General features: G+C 64.3%; 23 protein-coding genes. 9 read left to right on the plus strand and 14 right to left on the minus strand.

The window, feature by feature from the left end:
- Positions 1 to 49 precede the first annotated feature (49 nt).
- Together AU252_RS17730 and dapD are read right to left on the minus strand one after the other, a co-directional pair.
- Complete coding sequence (locus AU252_RS17730; protein WP_058931848.1) at positions 50 to 907, minus strand: hypothetical protein; 858 nt, start codon at positions 905 to 907, stop codon at positions 50 to 52.
- A gap of 7 nt (positions 908 to 914) precedes the next feature.
- Positions 915 to 1,955: a 2,3,4,5-tetrahydropyridine-2,6-dicarboxylate N-succinyltransferase gene (dapD, locus tag AU252_RS17735; protein ID WP_058931849.1), complete on the minus strand. Its 1,041-nt coding sequence runs from the start codon at positions 1,953 to 1,955 to the stop codon at positions 915 to 917.
- Positions 1,956 to 2,005: 50 nt separating this feature from the next.
- Between dapD and dapE the strand changes: the two genes are divergently transcribed.
- The gene (gene dapE, locus AU252_RS17740) at positions 2,006 to 3,142 is read left to right on the plus strand and encodes a succinyl-diaminopimelate desuccinylase (RefSeq protein ID WP_058931850.1); all 1,137 of its coding nucleotides are present in this window, start codon (positions 2,006 to 2,008) and stop codon (positions 3,140 to 3,142) included.
- A gap of 65 nt (positions 3,143 to 3,207) precedes the next feature.
- Here dapE and AU252_RS17745 read toward each other — a convergent pair whose 3' ends face one another.
- The 4 genes from AU252_RS17745 to AU252_RS17760 all read right to left on the minus strand — a co-directional run bounded on the left by AU252_RS17745 (position 3,208) and on the right by AU252_RS17760 (position 6,521).
- Positions 3,208 to 4,065 (minus strand): amino acid ABC transporter permease, encoded by an 858-nt coding sequence (locus AU252_RS17745; protein ID WP_058931851.1) that lies wholly within the window; start codon positions 4,063 to 4,065, stop codon positions 3,208 to 3,210.
- Positions 4,062 to 4,712, minus strand: a complete 651-nt coding sequence (locus tag AU252_RS17750; protein ID WP_058931852.1) for an amino acid ABC transporter permease — start codon at positions 4,710 to 4,712, stop codon at positions 4,062 to 4,064. The genes AU252_RS17745 and AU252_RS17750 overlap by 4 nt, the downstream gene beginning before the upstream one ends.
- A gap of 93 nt (positions 4,713 to 4,805) precedes the next feature.
- A complete protein-coding gene (locus AU252_RS17755) occupies positions 4,806 to 5,693 on the minus strand; it encodes a glutamate ABC transporter substrate-binding protein (protein WP_058931853.1) in 888 nt (295 codons plus the stop codon).
- Positions 5,694 to 5,765: 72 nt separating this feature from the next.
- Positions 5,766 to 6,521, minus strand: coding sequence for an amino acid ABC transporter ATP-binding protein (locus AU252_RS17760; RefSeq protein ID WP_058931854.1), 756 nt, complete (start codon positions 6,519 to 6,521; stop codon positions 5,766 to 5,768).
- A gap of 117 nt (positions 6,522 to 6,638) precedes the next feature.
- Between AU252_RS17760 and AU252_RS17765 the strand changes: the two genes are divergently transcribed.
- The 4 genes from AU252_RS17765 to AU252_RS23370 all read left to right on the plus strand — a co-directional run bounded on the left by AU252_RS17765 (position 6,639) and on the right by AU252_RS23370 (position 9,490).
- Positions 6,639 to 7,421 (plus strand): TIGR00730 family Rossman fold protein, encoded by a 783-nt coding sequence (locus tag AU252_RS17765; RefSeq protein WP_058931855.1) that lies wholly within the window; start codon positions 6,639 to 6,641, stop codon positions 7,419 to 7,421.
- A 23-nt stretch (positions 7,422 to 7,444) separates the two neighbouring features.
- Positions 7,445 to 7,843: a DivIVA domain-containing protein gene (locus AU252_RS17770; RefSeq protein WP_058931856.1), complete on the plus strand. Its 399-nt coding sequence runs from the start codon at positions 7,445 to 7,447 to the stop codon at positions 7,841 to 7,843.
- A 62-nt stretch (positions 7,844 to 7,905) separates the two neighbouring features.
- Positions 7,906 to 9,087: a hypothetical protein gene (locus AU252_RS17775; RefSeq protein ID WP_058933033.1), complete on the plus strand. Its 1,182-nt coding sequence runs from the start codon at positions 7,906 to 7,908 to the stop codon at positions 9,085 to 9,087.
- A 235-nt stretch (positions 9,088 to 9,322) separates the two neighbouring features.
- Entirely contained in the window at positions 9,323 to 9,490 is a 168-nt protein-coding gene (locus AU252_RS23370) for a DUF3117 domain-containing protein (RefSeq protein WP_009357720.1), read from the plus strand.
- 83 nt (positions 9,491 to 9,573) lie between these two features.
- Here AU252_RS23370 and AU252_RS17780 read toward each other — a convergent pair whose 3' ends face one another.
- Positions 9,574 to 10,206 carry an O-methyltransferase gene (locus AU252_RS17780; protein ID WP_058931857.1) on the minus strand — a complete coding sequence of 211 codons (633 nt, stop codon included), beginning with the start codon at positions 10,204 to 10,206 and terminating at the stop codon, positions 9,574 to 9,576.
- Positions 10,207 to 10,433: 227 nt separating this feature from the next.
- Here AU252_RS17780 and sigE point away from each other — a divergent pair, with 227 nt between their 5' ends.
- From sigE to AU252_RS17795, 3 genes are all read left to right on the plus strand, one after another.
- Positions 10,434 to 11,051: an RNA polymerase sigma factor SigE gene (gene sigE, locus AU252_RS17785; protein WP_058931858.1), complete on the plus strand. Its 618-nt coding sequence runs from the start codon at positions 10,434 to 10,436 to the stop codon at positions 11,049 to 11,051.
- 8 nt (positions 11,052 to 11,059) lie between these two features.
- Positions 11,060 to 11,953 (plus strand): anti-sigma factor, encoded by an 894-nt coding sequence (locus AU252_RS17790; RefSeq protein ID WP_240484219.1) that lies wholly within the window; start codon positions 11,060 to 11,062, stop codon positions 11,951 to 11,953.
- A gap of 69 nt (positions 11,954 to 12,022) precedes the next feature.
- On the plus strand, positions 12,023 to 12,433 hold the full coding sequence (locus tag AU252_RS17795) for a hypothetical protein (protein ID WP_058931859.1): 411 nt from the start codon (positions 12,023 to 12,025) through the stop codon (positions 12,431 to 12,433).
- 31 nt (positions 12,434 to 12,464) lie between these two features.
- Here AU252_RS17795 and AU252_RS17800 read toward each other — a convergent pair whose 3' ends face one another.
- Genes AU252_RS17800 through AU252_RS17810 form a run of 3 tightly spaced genes read right to left on the minus strand, consistent with a single transcriptional unit; the run spans position 12,465 to position 15,665 of the window.
- Positions 12,465 to 13,592, minus strand: coding sequence for an Mrp/NBP35 family ATP-binding protein (locus AU252_RS17800; protein WP_058931860.1), 1,128 nt, complete (start codon positions 13,590 to 13,592; stop codon positions 12,465 to 12,467).
- Between the two features lie 11 nt (positions 13,593 to 13,603).
- Positions 13,604 to 14,389: a DUF1003 domain-containing protein gene (locus tag AU252_RS17805; protein WP_083510462.1), complete on the minus strand. Its 786-nt coding sequence runs from the start codon at positions 14,387 to 14,389 to the stop codon at positions 13,604 to 13,606.
- Positions 14,382 to 15,665: a magnesium transporter MgtE N-terminal domain-containing protein gene (locus AU252_RS17810; protein ID WP_058931861.1), complete on the minus strand. Its 1,284-nt coding sequence runs from the start codon at positions 15,663 to 15,665 to the stop codon at positions 14,382 to 14,384. Before AU252_RS17810 ends, AU252_RS17805 begins: the two co-directional genes overlap by 8 nt.
- 77 nt (positions 15,666 to 15,742) lie before the next feature.
- Between AU252_RS17810 and AU252_RS17815 the strand changes: the two genes are divergently transcribed.
- Positions 15,743 to 16,714 carry a general stress protein gene (locus tag AU252_RS17815; RefSeq protein ID WP_058931862.1) on the plus strand — a complete coding sequence of 324 codons (972 nt, stop codon included), beginning with the start codon at positions 15,743 to 15,745 and terminating at the stop codon, positions 16,712 to 16,714.
- Positions 16,715 to 16,831: 117 nt separating this feature from the next.
- Here AU252_RS17815 and AU252_RS17820 read toward each other — a convergent pair whose 3' ends face one another.
- The 4 genes from AU252_RS17820 to AU252_RS17835 form a co-directional block, all read right to left on the minus strand.
- Positions 16,832 to 17,665 (minus strand): carbohydrate ABC transporter permease, encoded by an 834-nt coding sequence (locus AU252_RS17820; protein WP_240484412.1) that lies wholly within the window; start codon positions 17,663 to 17,665, stop codon positions 16,832 to 16,834.
- A gap of 80 nt (positions 17,666 to 17,745) precedes the next feature.
- Positions 17,746 to 18,732: a carbohydrate ABC transporter permease gene (locus tag AU252_RS17825; protein WP_058931863.1), complete on the minus strand. Its 987-nt coding sequence runs from the start codon at positions 18,730 to 18,732 to the stop codon at positions 17,746 to 17,748.
- Positions 18,733 to 18,765: 33 nt separating this feature from the next.
- On the minus strand, positions 18,766 to 20,130 hold the full coding sequence (locus AU252_RS17830) for an ABC transporter substrate-binding protein (RefSeq protein WP_167349843.1): 1,365 nt from the start codon (positions 20,128 to 20,130) through the stop codon (positions 18,766 to 18,768).
- Positions 20,131 to 20,334: 204 nt separating this feature from the next.
- Positions 20,335 to 21,933 carry an aminopeptidase P family protein gene (locus AU252_RS17835; protein ID WP_058931864.1) on the minus strand — a complete coding sequence of 533 codons (1,599 nt, stop codon included), beginning with the start codon at positions 21,931 to 21,933 and terminating at the stop codon, positions 20,335 to 20,337.
- Positions 21,934 to 21,985 lie beyond the last annotated feature (52 nt).

Consider the following 21,985-nt stretch of genomic DNA (forward strand, 5'->3'; position numbering starts at 1 on the left):
CGCGGTCAGCATCCGGGCCGTCAGCAGGCGCGCATCAGCACTACGGCCGTCAGCTGCCGGTGCCGGCCGGTGCCACTGTAATGCGGACCTGTCCGGCGGGCGCGTCGGATTCCTGCCAGCCGCCCTGATCCTCACGGTCCCAGCTCCGGCCTGCAACATCCACGCGTGTCACCGCCAGGCCCTTGGCATTGGCAACTGCCCACTGCGCCACGGACCAGGCCTGGGTGCCGTCAGCTGCCACCACGAGCGAATCATTCTCCGTGGTGATGGCGAGCGGCCCGTACGCCAGGGCTAGCTCGGACTCGACGGCGGCGGGGATGCCCGGTTCCTGCGGGGCGCGCAAAGTGCACAGCACGGAGGCGGGTGCTTGGCCGGTCAGGCCGGACGCAAAGGACCGGCCCATATCTTCGTGTTGGGCGTACGCGAGGGGGTAGGCCGAGCGCTGGACACGCTGGGCGGCGTCGGTGATTTCCAGGGACTCGTAGCCGGGAACCTTGACCAGGGCATCGTAGAAAGCATTGGCCGCGTAGTACGGGTCCATCACCTGGGCCTCGGTTCCCCACCCCTGCGAGGGACGTTGCTGGAAGAGTCCGCGGGAGTCAGGGCCGGCCTGGTCGCCATGGGCGATGTTGCGCAGCTTGGATTCCTGCATGGCGGTGGCAAGGGCGATGCTGGCTGCCCGGGGAGGCAGCCCGCGCTGCACCGCCACCGCTGTAATCAGTGAGGCATTAACCGCCTGGTCCGTTGCAAGCTCTGCGCTCTGGGTCCCGGCGTCGGCCGTGCAGCGCTCCGAGACCAGGGTTTCGGAGCGCTGCAGGAAGGAAACCACAGTGTAGATGCCGGCGCCCGTCAGCGCCACGGTAAGCAGCAGCACGGTGGGGCGAACGAAACTGCGTCCACGTGCCACGGACAGGTCAGTTGGCGTGGAGCGCGTCGTTGAGTTCCACCGTCTGGCCCTTGCGCGGCAACACCTCGACGGCGCCGGTGGTGGAGTTGCGCCGGAACAGGAGGTTGGGGACGCCGGACAGCTCGGCTGCCTTCACGATCTTGGCGGTATCCTCGCCATTCTCGTCCTTGGGCCCGGGAACGAGCACACGCGTTCCAGCGGTGACGTAGAGGCCTGCCTCCACCACGGAGTCATCGCCGACGCTGATGCCGACGCCGGAGTTGGCGCCCAGCAGGACGCGCTCACCGATGACGATCTTTTCCTTGCCGCCCCCGGAGAGGGTGCCCATGATCGACGCGCCGCCTCCCACGTCGCTGCCGTCGCCGGCGACGACGCCGGCGGAGATGCGGCCTTCCACCATGGAGGCGCCCAGGGTGCCGGCGTTGAAGTTCACAAAGCCTTCGTGCATCACGGTGGTGCCTTCGGCGAGGTGGGCACCGAGGCGGACACGGTCGGCGTCGGCGATCCGGACGCCGGCGGGCACCACGTAGTCCACCATTCGGGGGAACTTGTCCACGCCGTAGACGGTGACGGCGCCACGGCGGCGAAGTTTGGCGCGGGTCAGTTCGAAGCCTTCCACGGCGGCGGGACCGAAGTTGGTCCACACCACGTTGGGGAGCTTGCCGAAGATGCCATCCAGGTTGATGGTGTTGGGCCGGACCAGCCGGTGGGAGAGCAGGTGCAGCCGGAGGTATGCGTCGGCGGTGTCGGCCGGAGCTTCATCGAGGTTGATCTGGACGAAGACCACCTTCTGCTCGGTCCCGCGGTCCGCGTCGGTGCCGCTTGCGGCGAGCTGGACCAGTGTTTCGTCGGCATTCTCCACGGCGCGCAGGTTTTCGGCCGCAACGCCCAGGGCGGGCGCGGGGAACCAGACGTCAAGGACGGTGGCTTCGGTTTTTTGCTCGCCCGTGGCACTGGCGATGGTTGCCAACCCGAAACCGTAGGCGGAGCGGGCTTCTGAAGGTTCGTTCTGGTCTTTGGGCGCGGCGGAGGTAGCGGTCTCAGTCATGGCCCCAGTCTAGCGAGGGGCAGGCGCCGGGTTCGAACTAGACTGGCAACGTGACTGCCGAAACTGCCCCTGAACCGATTACCGTGCTTTTGGACCTACGCCAGGATGTCTCCGTGCTGACCGCCGCCCTGATGGACATCAACAGTGTGTCAGGGAATGAGACAGAGCTGGCTGACGCCGTCGAAGTGGCGCTCCGGGCCATCCCCGAGCTCCAGGTGATCCGCGATGGTGACTCCATCATCGCCCGCACGGAACTGGGCAGGGCGGAACGCGTCATCCTCGCTGGACACCTGGACACAGTGCCGTTGCCGGTTACTGAAGGCGCGCGCGGCACCGTCCCGTCCACCTGGGATTCGGGTGTCCCGGGGGAGGGCGTACTCTATGGGCGCGGAGCCACCGACATGAAAGGCGGCGTCGCCGTCCAGCTCGCGCTGGCGGCCACAATGTTCGACAGCGGCGCGGCGCCCAAGCGGGACGTCACCTTTGTGTTCTACGACCACGAGGAAGTGGAAGCGGTCAAGAGCGGCCTGGGCCGCCTGGTCCGCAACCACGGCAGCCTCCTGGGCGGCGATTTTGCCATTCTCCTGGAGCCGACCCATGGCACCGTCGAGGGTGGCTGCAACGGCACCAGCCGTTTTGAGGCCACCACGGTGGGTGAGGCAGCACACTCTGCGCGTGCGTGGATGGGCAGCAACGCGATCCATGCGGCGGCGCCCATCCTTGCCCGGCTGGCGGCATACGAACCGCAGACCGTCAACGTGGACGGCCTGGACTACCGCGAGAGCCTCAACGCGGTGAAGATCAACGGCGGCACGGCAGGCAACGTGATTCCGGACCGGTGCGTGGTGGAGATCAACTACCGCTTCGCCCCGGACAAGACTCCGGACCAGGCGGAGGCGCATGTGCGCGAACTGTTGGAGGGCTTCGCTGTGGTCCGCACGGACGCTGCCGCCGGTGCGCGCCCGGGACTGAACCACCCTGCCGCGGCGTCCTTCGTAGCCGCCGTGGGTGCCGAGCCGAAACCGAAATACGGCTGGACCGACGTCGCCCGCTTCAGCGAACTGGGGATCCCGGCAGTGAACTTCGGCCCCGGCGATCCGCTGCTGGCACACAAAGACGACGAGCACGTGGACGCCGACGCCATCCGTGAATGCCTGCGTGCTTTGCAAAGTTGGCTTTCGGCCTAGTCCGCAATGCAGAAGGGTCCGCAGCCTGCAGGCTGCGGACCCTTCTGCATGTGTTTTGGGTGTTGCTATTTGCGTCCCGTTACGTCCGGAAGCTCCGGTGCGACGACGGCGGTTGGCGCCGGCGCAACACCGCCTGCCGTCTTCTTGGAACCCCGGCGCTCGATCCAGATTGCGAGCCGGGACACGCAGATGTTGATCACAATGTAGATGGCGGCAGCCACAAAGAAAATGGGGAACAGGAACGCGTTACCCAGGAAGTCCGCCATGACCTGTACTGCGCGCAGAAGTTCGCCGTACGCCACGATGTAGCCCAGGGACGTGTCCTTCAGGAGCACCACGAGTTGGGCAACCAGCGACGGCATCATGCGGCGAACTGCCTGCGGCAGCTCGATGAGCATCCGGGACTGGAAACTGGTCAGGCCGATGGTCAGGCCCGCCTCCCGCTGTCCCTTCGGCAGTGATTGGATGCCGGCCCGGATGATCTCCGCGAAGATAGCGGTGTTGTAGAGGACGAGCCCGGCCACCACTGCGATGAAGGAACTCGTCCCGAATACCAGCAGAACGAAGAGCATCATCAGGACAACCGGCATGCCGCGCAGGAATTCCAGGACCACGCGGGCCGGAATCCGGATCCAGGCGACCAGCGAGATACGCAGGAGGCAGAACATCAGGCCGAGGGGGAACGCGATGACCGCGGCGAGGGCGGCGGCGCTGAGCGTGGCGCCGAGGCCGTTGGCTAGCAGCGTCCAGACGTCGCCCCGGGTGAAGATCGCCCAGCGGCGACCTTCAAAAATGCCCTGCTGGGCGAGGGTCATCACGATCCATGCCAGGAGGCCCAGGATCAGCACGGTTCCAACCACGGAACCGATCAGCGAGACCCGGCGCGCTTTGGGGCCGGGAACGTCGTAGAGGACTGAAGTCATCGGGCAATCGCCACCTTTCGTTCCACCGTGCTGGCAAGGACGCCCAGCGGAATGGTGAGGAGCAGATAGAAGAACGCCACGCCCAGCAGAACTGCCATGACCTGGTCACCGTTGGCGTTGGCCATTTGGCGTCCGTAGCCGAACAGTTCCAGGACAAAGAACGCGCCGGCGACGGAGGAGTTCTTGACGAGGGCAATCAGGATGTTGATCAGCGGCGGGATCACAGTCCGCAGCGCCTGCGGCAGGATAATGAGGTTCAGGACCTGGCCGAAATTCATGCCGATGCTGCGCGCAGCCTCAGCCTGGCCGAGCGGGACGCTGTTAACGCCTGAACGGACTGCTTCAGCAATGAAGGCCGCTGTGTAGGCGCTAAGCGCGATGATCGCTGCGACCTCGAACTGCTGGAATGTCACGCCGAGGCGGGGCAGGACAACCACAGCAAAAAAGAAGGCGATGGTCAGGGGTGTGTTCCGGAGGATTTCCACGTAGACGGTGCTGAAACCCCGCAGGGCTGCAACGGGGGAAACGCGGGCGGCTGCCAGGAGTGTTCCGAGGATGAGGGCGATGATCCCGGAGACGACGGACAGGAAAAGAGTGCGGAGAAGGCCTTCCCAATAAAGAGGGAGGTTTTCAATGATGACTTCCATAGGATCCTTCGGCTCTAGGCATAGGGGTCAAAAGCAGGGTGGCGGCTTCCGGGGAACGCGTGTAACGAATTCCACGGAAGCCGCCGTTGCTACCTAGTAGCGGACGATGGCAGGAAGCTCAGGGGCGGTCTTGATGACCGAACCTGCAGTTGCTTCCCAGGCCTTCTTGTAGGACCCGTCCTTGCCAAACGCCTCGAGCTGGTCGTTGATCCAGTTGCGGAACTCGGTGTCGCCCTTCTTCAGGCCAATGCCGTACGGCTCCTTGGTGAAGGTTTCATCCGAGGCCAGCTTGAAGACCTCAGGCTCCTTGTCCACAAAGCCGGCCAGGATCACGTTGTCCGTGGTGATGGCTTCAACCTGCTTGTTGCGCAGCGGCTCAAGGCAGGCCGAGTAGGTCCCGGCAGGCGACAGTTCGGCTTGGTACTTCTCAACGATCGTGGCAGCAGGGGTGGAGCCGGTCACGGAGCAAACCTTCTTGCCCTTGACGTCTTCGGGCTTCTTGATGGTGTCGTTGTCCTTGAGGACCATCAGCGCCTGGCCTGCCTCGTAGTACGGGCCGGCAAAGTCCACAACCTGCTTGCGCTTGTCGTTGATGGTGTACGTGGCGATGACCAGGTCTACCCTGCCCTGTTCGATGAACGGTTCGCGGTTGGCAGAGACAGTCTCTGACCATTCGATCTTGTCCGCAGCGATGCCCAGCTTGGCAGCGATCAGCTTGCCCATCTCGACGTCGAAGCCCACCGGCTTGCCGTCCAGACCCACCTGTCCGAAGAGCGGCTGGTCGTACTTTGTGCCGATCTTGATGGTGCCTGCGGCGGACAGCTTGGCCATGGTGGTGCCGGCGGCAAACGTCGGCTTGTCGGCAACAGTGGGATCGCTGGTGGTGCCGGGGGTGGTGCCGCCGCATGCGCTCAGGGACAACGCCAGGGCAGCAGTAGCCGCCACGAAGAACGACTTCCGGCGGGTCATAAATGCCTTCATGACATTCCTTTCATTGGTCGGCCGTGGGTCACGGCCTGGTGCGAACTGGAGGGTGTGTTCGTTGATGGAAAATCAGTGAGTGAGCAGCTTGGACAGGAAGTCCTTCGCGCGCTCACTCTTCGGGTTGGTGAAGAATTCTTCCGGCTTGGCATCCTCTACGATCTGGCCATCCGCCATGAAAACCACACGGTCGGCGGCTTTCCGGGCGAAGCCCATTTCGTGCGTGACCACAACCATGGTCATGCCTTCCTTGGCCAGCTGGATCATGACGTCAAGGACCTCGTTGATCATCTCGGGGTCCAGCGCAGAGGTGGGCTCATCAAAGAGCATGACCTTTGGTTTCATCGCCAGGGCGCGGGCGATGGCCACGCGCTGCTGCTGGCCGCCGGAGAGCTGCGCCGGGAGTTTGGGGGCCTGGTGCCCCACGCCCACGCGCTCCAGCAATGCCATGGCTTCCTTGTCGGCCTGGGCCTTGGCAACGCCTTTGACTTTGATGGGACCAAGCGTCACGTTCTCAAGGATGGTCTTGTGCGCGAAGAGGTTGAAGGACTGAAAGACCATCCCGACGTCGGCGCGGAGCTGGGCCAGCTCCTTCCCCTCCTCCGGCATCACCTTTCCATCAATGCTGATAGTGCCGCCTTCGATGGTTTCCAGACGGTTGATGGCACGGCACAACGTGGACTTTCCTGAGCCTGACGGGCCAATGACCACCACCACTTCGCCCTTACGGACGTGGAGATTGATGTCCTTCAAAACGTGCAACTGACCGTAATGCTTATTCACACCATTCAGGGAGACGAGCGCATCGCCGGGCACATGAGTAGTCATAAAGAAGAATCTAGCGAACATTGGCTGGTTATGAGGTGAATCACGCCAAGTTCGCGCGGATCGTGATTCAAGAGATACCTGCCACAGGCAGGCTGGCCTTGGCATTAGCCTTGTGGGATGAGCATCAACGGAGATCCGGCCAAAACTTCCCAGCCGCGCCGTAAGGGGCCCCTTGAACTCCGTCGCAAGCAGGCGGCTGTGGAAATGTCCGACCAGCATTTGCTTGATACCAAAGGCGCAGGACAGTTCGTCCATTCAGACCCCTGGCGTGTCCTCCGGATCCAGAGCGAGTTCGTCGAGGGGTTCGGCGCGCTTGCCGATCTGGGGCCCGCCGTCAGTGTCTTCGGCTCGGCGCGCACCAAGCCCGGCAGCCCGTACTACGAAATGGGCATGGAAGTAGGCCGGAAGCTGGCAGCCGCGGGCGTGGCCGTCATTACCGGCGGCGGTCCGGGCTCCATGGAGGCCGCCAACCGCGGCACCGTGGAAGGCAACGGCGTCTCCGTCGGCCTGGGCATTGAATTGCCCTTCGAGCAGGGCCTGAACCAGTGGGTGGACCTCGGCATTAACTTCCGCTACTTCTTCGCCCGGAAGACCATGTTCGTCAAGTATGCCCAGGGCTTCATCGTTCTTCCCGGCGGGTTGGGAACGCTGGATGAACTCTTTGAAGCCATGGTCCTGGTCCAGACCCGGAAAGTGACCTCCTTCCCGATCGTGCTCCTCGGCGTCGACTTCTGGGGGCCGATGATCGAATGGATCAAGGGCACCCTCGTGGCCGAGGGAATGGTCTCCGCAAAGGACCTGGACCTCATCCAGGTGGTGGACGATCCCGCCGAAGCGGTGCAACTGGTACTGCACTGGACGCCCCCGGTTTCCACCAACGGCGAGCAACGGCCCGAATAGGCCGCCAGCCCATATCTGGCACGATGGGTGCTGTGAGTTTTTTCCTGGTCTACCTCGCCATCGTGCTGATCGCCGCCACCCTGTGGGCAGGCGCCGGTGGCCGCCGCGGCATTCTGCGCAGCCTCCGCCGGGGCAGTGAACCGGCCACAGGCTCCGAGGTCCCGGAGAATCCGATTCTCTACCAGGGGTTCGGGCAGCCGCCCGCCAACCTTCCGCCGGTGCTGCTGCCCGCGGACGCTGCACCTGCCGACGTCGACCGGGTCCGCTTCTCCCTCGGCCTGCGTGGGTACCGGATGGACCAGGTGGACCAGGTCCTCGACGAACTGCGGGACCAGATCGCGGCCAAAGACGAAGAAATGGGCAGGCTCCGGGCACGGCTGCTGGAATCGGAACGGGCGGCGCACCCGGAGGCCGGCGCTTGAGCACTGACACGGGGGACCGGACGGGCCCGACGGCGTTGATCACCGCATTCGGCGCCCGCGCCATGTGGGCAGTCCAACGCTGGCCCTGGTGGCTGCAGGTTGCCGCCCTCTACGCCACTGCCCGGCTGGTCAGCGCCTGCATCTTTATGGCAGCAGCCCTGCACCAAGGACCCAACCCGTGGTTTCCGGCCGGCCCTGACTACTGGAACTTTATTAATATCTGGGATGCGCGATGGTACGGCCGGATCATCACCGACGGTTATCCCTCACCGCTTCCAACGGATGCCGCCGGCAACGTGCAGGAAAATGCGTGGGCCTTCTATCCGCTCTTCCCGGCCCTGGGCCGTGCGCTCGCAGGCCTGACCGGAATCAGCCCTGCCGTGGCGCTGACGGTCGTCGCCATGCTGGCGGGGTTGGGTGCGGCGCTGGTTTTGTACTGCCTGTTCAGGCACAAGGCTTCGCACACCGCGGCGCTTTGGGGCGTGGCATTCTTCGCGACCTTTCCGGTGTCCGCCATTCTCCAGGTCCCGTACGCGGAGCCCCTTACCGTTTTCCTGCTGGCCACCGCCCTGCTGCTCGTCATCAGGCGTCATTATTTCGTTGCCATGCCGGTGGTCCTGCTGCTGTGCCTTTCCCGACCCGTGGGCGTTCCCTTTGCCGCCATGGTGGGGCTTCTCTTCCTCTGGCGACTGGTCGAACGGGGGCGCGAGGAGCGGCCGGGCACCCACAGCCTCGGGGAGCTGGCGTCCCTGGCGGGCCTAACCGTGGTGTGCGGTGCCTCGGCACTGCTGTGGCCGGCAGCGGCCTGGGCCGCCACCGGAGATATTGAGGCGTATACCAAAACCGAAACAGTGTGGCGCGGCCATGACCTGGTGCCCTTCAAGCCCTGGTTCGACGCCGGCGTCGACCTCTTTGGCCCCGTCCTGGGGATCGTGGCGCCATTCGTCTTTGCGGGCCTCTTTGCGCTCCTGCTGTTCTCCCCGCCGGTGGTCCGGCTTGGTGTGGAACTGCGCTTGTGGTGCGCCTGCTACATGGGCTACCTCCTGGTGTTCCTCCACCCCCAGACCAGTACTTTCCGGATGCTGCTCCCGCTGTTCCCGTTGGCGCTGGCTGCCGCGCTCTTGTCCCGGTCGAAGGCATACCGCGGCACGGTCCTGACAATGTTTGTCCTGCTCCAGATCGTGTGGATCGTCTGGCTGTGGGCATGGGCGCAGCTTCCGGGCGGCGGCGATTATCCGCCGTGATCGCGGGCGGTGCCTGGCCGGCGGATTGGGGAATCCGACGCGGCCGTAAATGTCCATCGATTAGCTACGTGCGGGTCATTACGGGATAATAGTAAGTAAGCAGGGACAAAAAGCATTCAGAAATGTTCAGCCATGGCGGCATCAGTACGGGCCGCCATAGCGGCTTGATTTGACCATGCGGACACAGCCCATCCGGGCTGATATGTCCTGGGACTAAATGGAGGGGAAATTCCTCATGGCGGCTATGAAACCACGCACCGGCGACGGCCCTATGGAAGTCACCAAAGAGGGCCGTAGCCTGATCATGCGCGTACCGCTCGAAGGCGGCGGACGGCTTGTGGTGGAACTGAACGCTGCGGAGGCGGCCAACCTTAAGGAATGCCTCGTCGGCGTGACTGAATAATCCTGTTCGGCGTTGCCGAATAATCCCGCAGGGCCAAGGTCCGCAGCCAACCGGCTGCGGACCTTGGCTTATTTGCTGTGGATCTACTTCTTAACCGCGACCAGCAGGCCGTCGCCAGTGGGAAGCATCGCGGACGCCAGGCGGTCGTCGTCGCGGATTGCCTTGCCCACCTGGCGGAGCACCACCGTGTTGGACTCCCGGACAGCCGGGTTGGCCACTCGGTCCTTGTCCAGTGCGTCATTAATGATGAGCAGCCCGCCGGCCTTCAGGAGCCGGACGGCCTGGTCCACGTAGCCGGGCAGGCCGGGCTTGTCGGCATCAACAAACACCAGGTCATAAGCGGAGTCGGTCAGGCGCGGGAGGACATCACCGGCGCGGCCGGAAATGGTACGGGTGCGGTTGGCCGGACTGCCGGCCTCCGAAAAAGCTTCACGTGCCGCCTTCAGATGTTCGACGTCCACGTCGATGGTGGTCAGCACGGCCTGCGGTCCGAGCCCCCGCAGGATGCATACCCCCGAGACACCCGCGCCTGTGCCGATTTCGACGGCGGTCTGGGCCTTCGAGCCCGCAGCCAGCACCGTCAGGACCGCACCAACACCTGCGCCGATGGGCGTCACGCCCAGTTCGAAAGAGCGCTCCCTGGCACGAAGCATAACCTCATCCTCTGCGGGCAGATCTTCTGCATAGGACCAGCTCGTGGATTTGTCGGCGCTCATGTGATTCGCTTTCTGGGCGGCAGGGGAGTGTTTAGTACAGCCTACTGTGTGAGGGGGTGCCAGCCGCGGAAGGGAATCGTTGTGCCTCTGGCTGAAGAACCGCCCCGGTCAGGAAATTCCCAGCCAACTTTGAAATGATGGATATCCGGTCATCCGTGAGGTGATCGGCGCCGAACAAGAGATGTCCACAGTATCCGGGCGATAGCAATCCACGATGGGAGTGGACGATGTCAGCATCAGGTATGGCGCCTGTCCCTGCGACGCAAGATTCCGCCGCTGTATGGGTCAGGCCCACTTGGGAGGAAGTGGTGGCCAACCACTCCGCCAAGGTCTACCGGCTGGCGTACCGCCTGACGGGGAACAAGTTCGACGCCGAGGACCTCACCCAGGAGGTGTTCGTCCGCGTCTTCCGGTCTCTGGAGAATTTCAAGCCAGGGACACTGGATGGCTGGCTGCACCGCATCACCACCAACCTGTTCCTGGACCAGGCGCGCCGGAAAACCCGCATCCGGTTTGACGCGCTGGCCGATGACGCCGAGTCCCGGATCCCCGGGCGTGAACCCGGACCGGAACAGAGCTTCGAACACAACAACCTGGACCTCGATGTGCAGGCTGCTTTGGAGGAGCTGCCCCCGGACTTCCGCGCCGCCGTCGTCCTTTGCGACCTGGAAGGCCTGTCCTACGACGAAGTGGCCGCTGCACTCGGCGTCAAACTGGGTACCGTCCGTTCCCGTATCCACCGGGGCCGGACCATGCTGCGCGAAAAGCTGGCCCACCGCGATCCCAGGCCACAGCAAGGACGCACGCCGAAGCTTTCGCTGCCGCGCATCGCCAGCATCCTCTGATCGGCACCATGACGCCCCAGAACCCCTTCGGCCGCCGGCATCACCGCGGCGCCGACCACGTGCAGACCTGCGCAGAATGTGCAGCGGCGCTGAAGCGTGAACGCCAGTACATCGAGCGGCTCCGTGACGCGGCCGTGCCGCCTGCCAGCGAGGACCTGACGGCCCGGCTGCTCGTCAGGACGCAGCTGCTCGCGGCCGCGGCCGAGCCAGCCCCGAGCCCGTACCGGGCCGCGCGAGCCGTGGCACTTGCCGCCGGCGGGACAGCAGCAGCCGCTGGAATTCTTGCCGTCAGCGCGTTTGCGCTGGCGGGGGACAGCCTGCCCGTCGCCCAATCGGCCATCAACGGGAGCCTGGTGCAGCACACGGCCCAGCTACCGGCCGACGGCAGGGAGATCAGTGCTCCGCAGTTGTTGGCCCTACGCTCTGAAGGCTGGGTCTGTCCGGACCTGGCATCACTCGGCTTCCACGTCCGGAGCGCCAATGCCATAACGCTGAATGGGCGGCCGGCGGTGGAAATGCACCTGACTGATGGGCAACACTATGCCACCATCGTGGAACAGCATCCCGTGGACGCCCAGCAGCAGTCGGGTCAGGACGCCGAGCAGAACTCCGAACAGAACTCCGGTGAGAACGAGGGGAAGCTGCTGGTCAGCAGCTTGGCGCCCTGGACGGCCACCGTGGAGACCACTGCAGGAACTTTCACTGTTGAGTCCGACCTCCCGGCGGAGCAGGCCGATGACGCCGTTCCAGTGCTGCAGCGGCTCAGCGTCCTCGCCGTAGAAGGAATTAACGCGGGTGTCAGCACCGCGCCTGCCGACTCCCCGGTGACGGCAGCGGACGACTCTCCCGCCGCCCGGTTGGAGCGGGGAATCCACAAACTCGGGGAGATGCTGGCTCCGTGATGCAGGCACTTTGCGACGCTGGCGGGCAGGAATCGTCAGCGGGGCTCCGGAGAGGGTAATCTTCCTAAAGTGTTTGGAATCAACGGCCCGGAGTTCTTCCTCCTGCTGATCATCGGCATCCTGGTGATCGGTCCCCAGCGCCTGCCCGAATACACTCAGAAACTTGCGAATCTCGTGAAGGAAGTCCGCCGGATGGCCTCCGGTGCCCGGGAGCAGATCAAGGAAGAAGTCGGCATCGACATCGACGATGTCGACTGGAAGAAATACGATCCCCGCCAGTACGATCCGCGGCGCATCATCAAGGAAGCCCTCCTGGACGACGACACCAAGTCCGTCAGTGCCGGAGCGCCGGCAGCGGTGGCTGCCGTCGCCGGTGCAGGGGCGGTTGCCGCGGGCGGGACGGCTCCCTCCCGTCCGGAACGTGTAGTCCAGTCGCTGCCTCCGGGCGAACCCGCGCCGTTCGATACCGAAGCCACCTAGGCCCCCGCTGCCTCTGGTGGGCAGCGTTGCGTTAACGCGGCTGCAGGCCCAGTTTCATCCCCGTCAGGCCCCTGGGCCTGGCAGCAAGTTTTCCGGCGATGTCGGTCAAAGCAATGGCCGCCGGAGTGTCTGGCCGGCCAAGCACGATGGGCGTGCCGGCGTCGCCGCCTTCCCGCAGCAGGATGTCCAGCGGAATCTGTCCCAGGAGCGGCACATCGGTGCCCACCGTCGTTGTGAGCCGTTCGGCGAGGACCGCCCCACCGCCGCTTCCGAACAGCTCCATCCTCCCGCCGTCGGGCATTTCCAGGTATGACATGTTCTCGATGACGCCGGCCACCGTCTGACCTGTCTGGGTGGCGATGGCACCGGCGCGCTCGGCGACGTCGGCAGCTGCGGCCTGGGGTGTGGTGACCACCAGGATCTCAGCCTTCGGCAGCAACTGGGCCACCGAAATCGCGATGTCACCGGTGCCGGGCGGCAGGTCGAGGAACAGGGCGTCGAGGTCGCCGAAGTAGACGTCCGTCAGGAACTGTTCCAGGGCCCGGTGGAGCATCGGCCCACGCCAGGCAACCGGCTGGTTTCCGGCGACGAACATACCGATGGAAATCACTTTTACGCCGTAGGCCACCGGCGGCAGGATCATGTCGTCCACCCGGGTGGGCGCCTGCGTGATGCCCATCAGGGCCGGAACCGAGAAGCCATGGACGTCGGCGTCCACAATGCCCACACGGAGGCCTTGGGCGGCCAGGGCGCAGGCAAGGTTGACGGTCAGCGATGACTTGCCCACCCCACCCTTGCCGCTTGCCACCGCGAACACCTTGGTCAGGGACCCCGGCTCGTTGAACGGAATCCCGCGCTGCCCGGAGGCGCCGCGGAGCTGTTCCTTCAGGGCGTCCCGCTGGGCCTGGTTCATCACTTTCAGTTCAACCTCGACGGCGGTCACGCCCGGAACTGCGGACAGCGCCTTCTCGGAGTCTGCGGTAATGGTCCCGCGCAGGGGGCAGCCCGCGATGGTCAGCAGGACAGCCAGCCTGACCCGGCCGTCCGCAGCGACATCCACGGACTCCACCATGCCCAGTTCCGTGATGGGACGGCGGAGCTCAGGATCGATCACGGTGGCCAGCGCAGCGTGGACTGCCTGCTCCAGGGAGGCGCTCATGCGGGCGGGGCTCAGCTTTCGGTGGTGGGGATGTGCTTGGGGACGGCCGGGTCCTGGATTGCGGGGTCGGTAGCGGCAGTGTCCTTGGCGGCAGTGTCCTTGGTGACGGCGTCCTTGGTGACGGTGTCGTTGGCGACATGGCTGGGTTTGACCTTCGGAATCTGCTGCGTGCGGGGGTTCCGCTGTTTGTCGCGCTTTTCCTTCAGCTTTTCCTTGACCTTCTCACGCGGGGACTCGTGGCTGCCGGATCCGGCGGGATCGTGGGTCCGCAGTTCCTCCTGCGCTTCCAGCATGTCCTCGAGGAGTGTCCGTAGTTCGGCCCGGACGTAGTCGCGGGTGGCAACCTCGCGCAGCGCGATCCTCAGCGACGCCAGCTCCCGGGTGAGGTACTCGGTGTCGGCCAGGTTGCGTGCCGCCTGTTGGCGATCCTGCTGGAGGGAGACCCGGTCGCGGTCGTCCTGCCGGTTCTGGGCCAGCAGCAGCAGCGGGGCCGCGTAGGAGGCCTGCAGCGAAAGCATCAGTGTCAGGAGGGTGTAGCCCAGGAGGCGCGAATCGAACTGCCACTCCGCCGGTGCCCACGTGTTCCAGACCAGCCAGATGACGACGAAGACCGTCATGTACACCAGGAACTGCGGCGTGCCCATAAACCGGGCGAAGCCTTCCGTCGCATGGCCGAATGCATCCGGGTCGGGTGAGAACTTCGGCAGGATGCGCTGGCGGCCACTCAGGGGTGTGTCGAGTCCGCCCTTGGCTGCCGCCTTCTTGTTGGGATTCTTGGGGGCGCCGGTGTCAGCCAATGCGGCCTCCCAGTTTTCTTACCGGGGCTTCGCCATCATAGGCGCGCCAGTCATCCGGCAACAGATGATCCAAAACGTCATCAACAGTCACCGCCCCTACGAGCCGGCCCGCGTCATTGACCACGGGAAGACAGTTCAGGTTGTAGGTGGCGAGCGTGCGCGCCACCTCGCTGATGTGGGCCTGGTCGGAGACCGGCTCAAGGTTCTTGTCCACGAGGTTGCCCAGGGGTTCCGGCGGCGGATAGCGGAGCAGTTGCTGGATGTGCACAACGCCCAGGAACCGTCCCGTGGGGGTTTCCAATGGGGGCCGGGTGATGAAGATGGACGAGGCGAGGGCGGGGGAGAGTTCCTCGCGGCGGACGTGGGCCAGTGCCTCGGCGACAGTTGCCTCCGGGGGGAGGATCACCGGAACAGGCGTCATCAGGCCACCGGCCGTGTCCTCGTCGTATTCGAGGAGCCGCCTGACGTCCTCGGCGCCTTCGGGTTCCATGAGGCGGAGAAGCTCCTCCGCCTGTGCAGAAGGGAGCTCGGCGAGGAGGTCGGCGGCGTCGTCGGGGTCCATTTCCTCCAGGACGTCCGCCGCGCGTTCGACGTCGAGGGCGGAGAGGATCTCCACCTGGTCGTCTTCGGGCATTTCCTGCAGCACGTCGGCCAGGCGTTCATCCTGGAGTTCGCTGGCCACTTCGAAGCGGCGTTTGTCGCTCATTTCCTGCAGCGCCTCGGCGAAGTCAGCGGGTTTGAGGTCCTCATGGTTGGCCACGAACTGGGTGGCTGCCTGGGGTTCGGTGCGGGCACCTTGGAGGGCGTCGGCCCAGTCGATGATCATGGTCTCGTTCCGGCGCAGCCGGCTGAGCGGGGACAGGGAGTGGCCCCGGCGGACGAACAGCTTGCTCACGAACCAGTCGCGGGACCGGTGCTGGTCCATGGCGATGTCCTCGATGGTGGCGTCGCCGCTGCCGTCACGGAGCGTGACGCGGCGGTCGAACATTTCCGCGACCACCAGCGTCTCCGCGCCGCGCTGCTCAAAGCGCCGGAGGTTGACCAGACCCGTGCAGATGATCTGTGTCTGGTCGATGGAGGTAATGCGTGTCATCGGCACAAAGACGCGCTTTTTACCGGGAACTTCTACGACGATGCCCACCACGTGCGGGGCGCCGCGGCTGCCACGCGAGAGCACCACCACATCGCGCAACCTGCCCAGGCGGTCGCCCAAGGGGTCGAAGACGTCAAGACCCAGCAGGCGGGCCACGAAGACGCGCGAAAGATTTGTACTCACGTCTACAGGCTACCGAGTCTGCTCTCTTTTAGCTGAATTTACAGGCGGCATACATGCTGATGGGCAAGAATGGATGTATGTCAAACATTTTTGGTGCTCCCAAGGCCGGTGGCCCCAGCGGGCCCGACGACGCCCGCACGGTGCCCACCGGTGACACCGTAGGCTCGTACACCTCTTACTTGGATGCCCAGAAGGCGGTGGACTACCTCGCCGACCAGCAGTTCCCGGTCCAGATGGTTTCCATCGTGGGCAACGAACTCAAGATGGTTGAGCGGGTGACCGGCCGCCTCAGCTACCCCCGGGTGGCTCTCTCCGGGGCGCTCAGCGGTATGTGGTTCGGCCTCTTCGTTGGCGTCATGCTTTCCTTCTTCGCACCATCGCCCGGTTACTTCTCCATCCTGGCGTCTGTGCTGATGGGGGCTGCCTTCTTTATGCTGTTCGGCATCGTCACGTATGCCATGCAGCGCGGAAAGCGGGATTTCACCTCCACCAGCCAGGTGGTGGCCACCAGCTACGACGTTGTGGTGTCGGTGGAGGCTGCCCATGATGCGCGCCGGCTGCTCCAGCAACTGCCCATGACCCGCTCGGACGCAGCAGCCGGCCCATACAATCCCCAGGGCTACCCGAACCAGGAGTACGGCCAGCACGGCGAGCCGGGTCAGCAGCCCGGCCAGCAGAGCCAGCCCGGCCAGCCGGGCAATCAGCCTGGTCCGGCACCCGCACGCCCTGCCAGTTGGAATGACCCCTACGGACAGCAGGGTGCCGGAACTCCGGGCCAAGGGACAGCCCAAGGCGTGGGCCAGGCCACCGGCCCGGACCAGGGCACGCAGCCGGAGGCAGCGGCCCAGCCGGCGAAGGCTCCCGCTGCCGCCGTCCGCTACCCGGACCTCCCTGACGGCCGGCCGCAGTACGGCGTCCGCGTCTCAGACCAGGCCACCGCAGGCGAGCGTGGCACGGAACAGCCTGACACGGGACAGACCGGCTCAGATCGGTCCCGGGGACACTCCCAGCCAGACTCCTCCAAGGACTCCGGCGAATCTACGCCTTAGGCGGCGGTGCCGGAGGCCAGATTTACGCAAGGTCTGAGGAACACGGCCTGCAACAAACAACTCCGCCCGATACAGCAGCTGCTGTACCGGGCGGAGTTGTTTGTGGTCGAAGCCGTCTTACTTGACGCTGCCGGCTGTCAGGCCGCCCACGAGGTACTTCTGGAACATGAAGTACAGCACCACTACAGGGACGGCACAGACCAGCGAGGCCGCCATCAGCTGCGAATACACCGGAATTGCTCCACCCTCGACGGCCGACGCGAAGACCTGCAGTGCAACCGCGGCAGTGTGTGTGTCCGGCCGGGTGAATACCGACGCGAACAGCACGTCATTCCAGCCCAGCAGGAAGGCGAAAATCGCGGAAACGATGATCCCGGGCCAGCTGAGCGGAATGATGATCCGGAACAGGATCCCGAGGTTGGAGGCACCGTCAATGCGCGCCGCTTCCTCCAGTTCCCGCGGCAGGCCGCGGAGGTAGGTGACCATCACCCAGGTTGAGAACGGCAAGGCGAACGTCAGATAGGCGATAAACAGGCCCCAGAGCGTGCCGATGACGGTCACGCCCAAATACGTGCCCGCGGAGGAGAAGAGCACGAACACCGGCAGGAGCATCAGGGTTCCCGGGACGGACTGGAGACCCAGCAGCCCGCGCAGCACGGTCAGGCGCCCGCGGAACTCAAACCGGACCAGCACGTAGGCCGTGCCGATGGCCATGATGGCCGAGACGACTGCCGTGGCCCCGGACACGATCAGGCTGTTGCCGATGGCCTTCGCCAGACCCACGGAATCCCAGATCTTGGTGTAGCTCTCCAGCGAGAAGCTGCTCGGCCAGAACTCGCCGCTGGCGACTCCCACATCCGTGTTCAGTGAGGCCAGGAAAATATACACGATCGGAATGAGGACCAGGGCGCAGAGGAGGACCGTGAGGATGGCCAGCAGCGGCCTCGGCATGAGGCGTGTAACCTCCAGGGCTGCGTCACGCCGGATGGGCTGCTTCTTCTGCTGCTCGATCGGGTTTGCCGCGTCGATGGTCATTTCTTTCCTCCTTCGTGCACATCAAGCCGGACTGCGCGCAGGTAGATGAAGAGCGGAATCGCGATCAGGATAAGCGAAACAACCGCCATGGCGGCGCTGAGGCCAAACCGGAAGCTCTGGAAGCTGGTGACGTAAACCAGGATCGGCAGCACATTCACATCCGACGGTGCCGGTGCACCAAACAGGACGTAGGGCAGAGTGAAGTTGTTGATGTGGTTCAACGTGGCAAGCAGGAAGGCGAGCGAAACCGGTCCCTTCAGGTAAGGGAAGATCACGTACCGCAGTTTGTTCCACCACAGGGCCCCGTCCAGGGCCGATGCCTCGTGGACCTCGTGGTCCACTGCCTGCAGGCCGGACAGCGCCAGCAGGTAGATGAACGGCCAGGCCGCCCAGATTTCCACCCACACCAGGGTCCAGTAGGCGTTCGGGCCGTTAAGCCACAAGCCGCCGTCCATTCCCATGTTGGTCAGTGTCACATTCACGATTCCATCCGGCTGCAGCATGGTCCGCCAGACGCTGGCCACTACAAACGACGGCAGCACGTAGGGGATCAGGAAGATGGAGCGCACCACGGCACGGCCGCGGTAGGCGTTCTGGGTGACGACGGCGGCGGCCACGCCCAGCGGGATGGTCACCACCGTGGAAATCACCGCGAAGGAAACAGAAAGCCAGATGGAGCGAAGCAAGTCGCTGCTGACCGCCGCTTCAATGTAATTCTGGATGCCGATGAATTCGGCACTGACCCATTGGCGCAGGGTGTACTGATCCAGATCGATCAGGGACATCCAGATGCCCATGGCCAGGGGGATAAGGATGACGATCGTCATCAGCAGCCCGCCGGGAATCAGGAGCCAAAGAGGCCGGTTCCTCTCGCTGAGCCCTTTTCGTCGGTTCCCAGGGGGTGTGGTTTCGCCGGGTCCGGCGGCCTCCCCGGCCATCGGACTGCTGTCCGATGGCCGGGGCTCGGTAACGCTGCTAGCCATTTTCCGTAACCTTCCGCAGTTGGTGGCTCGGTCTTACTTCTTGGCCCGGTCCAGTGCGGTCTGCGATTTGGTCTGTTCGTCCTTGAGCCGCTGGGACAGGTTGGATTCGCTGACTGCACCGGAGGAAAGATCCGGAATGGACTGGACAACCACGTTGGTCAGTGACAGCTGGACATCGCCCCAGGCACCGCTGAACGGCGTCGCAACGGATTTGGCACCCGACTCAAGGGCCGGAGCAATCACTTCGTTGGTTGCAAGTTCCGTCGCGGCTGCCTGGTTCGCGGGAAGCTGGCCGAAGACCTTGAAGTAGTTGAGCTGGACGTCCTTCTCGGTGATCATCTTGACGAACGCGAAGGCGAGGTCCTTCTGCTTTGAGTAGTCAGCCACCACGAGGTTGTCACCGGAGAGGATGCTGGTGGCAGGCTTACCGCCCGACGGGTTGGAGGTCTGGCCCGGGGGAACAGTGGGCATCAGGGCGTACTTGTACTTGCCCTTGACGGCCGAGGCATCCAGGGCGGGGATGGACAAAGGCGAGGTCATGGGGAAGTACGCTGCCTTGCCGGCTGCGAAGGCTGCCAGGGCCTGCGGGTTGGCCCAACCAACGGAGGAGGGATCAACCACCTTGTCCTTGGTCACCCAACCGAAGTAGGTCTCGTAGGCCTTCTTGGTGATGGGGTCATCGAGACGGACCTTGCTGCCGTCAATGATGGGGTTGCCGGCCTGGATGGACATGCCCCAGATGTACTTCCAGGGGTCGAAGTTGTCCTTATAGGCCACGGCAACACCGTACTGGTCGCCCGTGGTGAGCTTCTTGGCGTGCTCGGTGAATTCATCCCAGGTGGTGGCAGGCTTTTCGATGCCGGCAGCTGCCAGCAGCTCGGTGTTGTAGGCCATCACGAACGGCCGGCTGACGAACGGGATACCGATCTGGTTGCCCTCATCCGGCCCGGAGATGCCCAGGGCTGCGGGAACAAACTTGTCCTTGCCGCCGAGCTGGTTCCATTCGTTGTCGCCCAGTTTCACGAACGCCCCGGTGGAGTAGGCCGTGGGCGTGAACGTCGTGCCGAGTCCGTAAACGTCCGGGCCCTGGCCCGACACGACTGACGTCTGAATCCGGGTCATCTCGTCATTGGCGCTGGCGAACGTTTCCCACTGGATGTCGGCTCCGGTTTCCGCCTTGAACTTGGCGCTCATTTCCTTGAACCAGGCCTGTTGTTCCTGCGGGTACTGCGCAGTGACGCTCATCAGGACATTAAGTGTTTTTCCGGTGCCGTCCACCTTGCCGCCAGAAGCGCCGGAGGTGGTACCGCCTGTGCCACCCGAGCCGCCGCAGGCGGCAAGCATCAGGACGGAAATGGCCGCTGCGGCGATGGTGCCGATGCGACGCGGTTTGGACATACCCATGAGACTTCTCCTTTGAAGACATACATTGCGGCAGAGACCCGAGACTAAAACTCAGTCTACGATTTTCTTTCTCTGCGGCTAGCGTATTCATCAATGCCAACTTATGGCAAGCGATTGCCAAAAACTGTTATGAGAGTTTCACCAAGGGGGAGGGTCGTCCAGTGCATCGCTGCCGAGATGCGCTGGACGCAAAGACCTCTAGCGGAAGTCTCCGCTTGCCAAACCACCGTCCAGCTCCTGGTAGATGCCTGCCATCCAGGACTGGACGTCGTCGGCCTTGCGGGGCAGTGCAGCGCTGAGGTTCACCGGACCATCGGCCGTCATGAGGATGTCGTCTTCGATCCGCACGCCAATGCCGCGGTACTCTGCCGGGATGGCCAGGTCCTCGTTCTTGAAGTACAGGCCGGGTTCGATGGTGAAGACCATGCCCTCCGTCAGGATGCCGTCGAGGTACAGTTCGCGCTTTGCCTGGGCGCAGTCGTGGACATCCAGGCCAAGGTGGTGACTGGTGCCGTGCGGCATCCAGCGGCGGTGCTGCTGGCCTTCCGTGCTGACGGCTTCCTCGACACTCACCGGGAGCAGCCCCCACTCGGCTAGACGTTCCGCCAACACATTGGTGGCCGCGGTGTGGATGTCCCGGAACTTGGCACCTGGCTGGGCAGCGGCGAATCCGGCGTCGGCAGCATCCAGGACTGCCTCGTAGACCTTGCGCTGGACTGCGGTGAACGTTCCGTTGACTGGCAGGGTCCGGGTGACGTCGGCGGTGTAGAGCGAGTCCGCTTCAACGCCGGCGTCCAGCAGCAGCAGTTCACCGGCGTTGATCCTGCCGGTGTTCCGCGTCCAGTGCAGGACTGTGGCGTTGTTGCCGGCGGCGGCGATGGTGTCGTAGCCCAGTTCGTTGCCTACCTCGCGGGCACGGGCAAAGAACGCGCCTTCCACCACGCGCTCGCCGCGGGCATGGGTCAGGGCGCGGGGCAGGGCCTTGACTACCTCCACGAAGCCCTCGACAGTCGCAGCTACTGCAGTCATCATCTGTTCGATTTCCCACTCATCCTTCAGAAGGCGGAGTTCAGACAGCGCTTCGGAAAGCTTTTCATCCAGTGCATCCAGGACAGCCAGATCCAGGTTGTCCGGGTCCTTGGCAGTGTTGTACCGGGCAGTATCCACCAGGGCGTCGATGTTCTCGTCCACCTTGCGCACCAGCCGGATGGAGATGCCGCCGATTTCCGGGGCACCCACGTTCTTGGTGATCGCCGATTCAAGTCCATCGATGTGGGCGGTGGCCAGGCCCAGGCGCGCTTCGAACTCGGCCAGGGTGGGCCGTGCACCGATCCAGAACTCGCCGGAACGGGAGTCAGCGTAGAACTGTTCTGTATCCCGGCCGGCCAGCGGACGGAAGTACAGCGTGGCACGGTGGTGACTGCCGCCGTCGCCCTTTCCTTCACCGGCCGGTTCCAGAATGAGCACGGCGTCCGGCTCATGATCCAGGCCCAGTCCGGTGAGATGCGCGAAGCCAGAATGCGGACGGAACCGGTAGTCGCAGTCGTTGGAGCGGACCTTCAGCGGACCGGCGGGGATGACCAGGCGTTCGCCTTTGAACTTCTCTGAGATGGCCTTGCGCCGGGCCGCGGCGTAGTTGGCCACGGCGTCGAGCGCCGGCAGGTGCTGCCCGGACGGCGCCCAGTTACTGGCCATAAAGGCCTTGAAAGCAGCGGAACTGGGCCGCTGAGAGCGGTTGTTGACGCGCTCGTCGAGGGGCTGGGAGACAGAGGTCGGGGTGTTTTCGGCATCGTTCACGGCACCATCGTCTCACCAGCACCGAGCCGGGGGCCAATACCGGCGCGGACGC

It is taken from the genome of Pseudarthrobacter sulfonivorans (assembly GCF_001484605.1).
In the GTDB taxonomy this organism is placed as follows: Bacteria; Actinomycetota; Actinomycetes; order Actinomycetales; family Micrococcaceae; genus Arthrobacter; species Arthrobacter sulfonivorans_A.

Excerpts from the sequence above, each read along its gene's own strand:
- dapD (WP_058931849.1), bottom strand. The coding sequence starts at position 1,955 with ATGACTGAGACCGCTACCTCCGCCGCGCCCAAAGACCAGAACGAACCT.
- AU252_RS17745 (WP_058931851.1), bottom strand. The coding sequence starts at position 4,065 with ATGACTTCAGTCCTCTACGACGTTCCCGGCCCCAAAGCGCGCCGGGTC.
- AU252_RS17750 (WP_058931852.1), bottom strand. The coding sequence starts at position 4,712 with ATGGAAGTCATCATTGAAAACCTCCCTCTTTATTGGGAAGGCCTTCTC.
- AU252_RS17755 (WP_058931853.1), bottom strand. The coding sequence starts at position 5,693 with ATGAAGGCATTTATGACCCGCCGGAAGTCGTTCTTCGTGGCGGCTACT.
- AU252_RS17760 (WP_058931854.1), bottom strand. The coding sequence starts at position 6,521 with ATGACTACTCATGTGCCCGGCGATGCGCTCGTCTCCCTGAATGGTGTG.
- AU252_RS17765 (WP_058931855.1), top strand. The coding sequence starts at position 6,639 with ATGAGCATCAACGGAGATCCGGCCAAAACTTCCCAGCCGCGCCGTAAG.
- AU252_RS17770 (WP_058931856.1), top strand. The coding sequence starts at position 7,445 with ATGGGTGCTGTGAGTTTTTTCCTGGTCTACCTCGCCATCGTGCTGATC.
- AU252_RS17775 (WP_058933033.1), top strand. The coding sequence starts at position 7,906 with ATGTGGGCAGTCCAACGCTGGCCCTGGTGGCTGCAGGTTGCCGCCCTC.
- AU252_RS23370 (WP_009357720.1), top strand. The coding sequence starts at position 9,323 with ATGGCGGCTATGAAACCACGCACCGGCGACGGCCCTATGGAAGTCACC.
- AU252_RS17780 (WP_058931857.1), bottom strand. The coding sequence starts at position 10,206 with ATGAGCGCCGACAAATCCACGAGCTGGTCCTATGCAGAAGATCTGCCC.
- sigE (WP_058931858.1), top strand. The coding sequence starts at position 10,434 with ATGTCAGCATCAGGTATGGCGCCTGTCCCTGCGACGCAAGATTCCGCC.
- AU252_RS17790 (WP_240484219.1), top strand. The coding sequence starts at position 11,060 with ATGACGCCCCAGAACCCCTTCGGCCGCCGGCATCACCGCGGCGCCGAC.
- AU252_RS17800 (WP_058931860.1), bottom strand. The coding sequence starts at position 13,592 with ATGAGCGCCTCCCTGGAGCAGGCAGTCCACGCTGCGCTGGCCACCGTG.
- AU252_RS17815 (WP_058931862.1), top strand. The coding sequence starts at position 15,743 with ATGTCAAACATTTTTGGTGCTCCCAAGGCCGGTGGCCCCAGCGGGCCC.
- AU252_RS17820 (WP_240484412.1), bottom strand. The coding sequence starts at position 17,665 with ATGCCGAGGCCGCTGCTGGCCATCCTCACGGTCCTCCTCTGCGCCCTG.
- AU252_RS17825 (WP_058931863.1), bottom strand. The coding sequence starts at position 18,732 with ATGGCTAGCAGCGTTACCGAGCCCCGGCCATCGGACAGCAGTCCGATG.
- AU252_RS17830 (WP_167349843.1), bottom strand. The coding sequence starts at position 20,130 with ATGTCCAAACCGCGTCGCATCGGCACCATCGCCGCAGCGGCCATTTCC.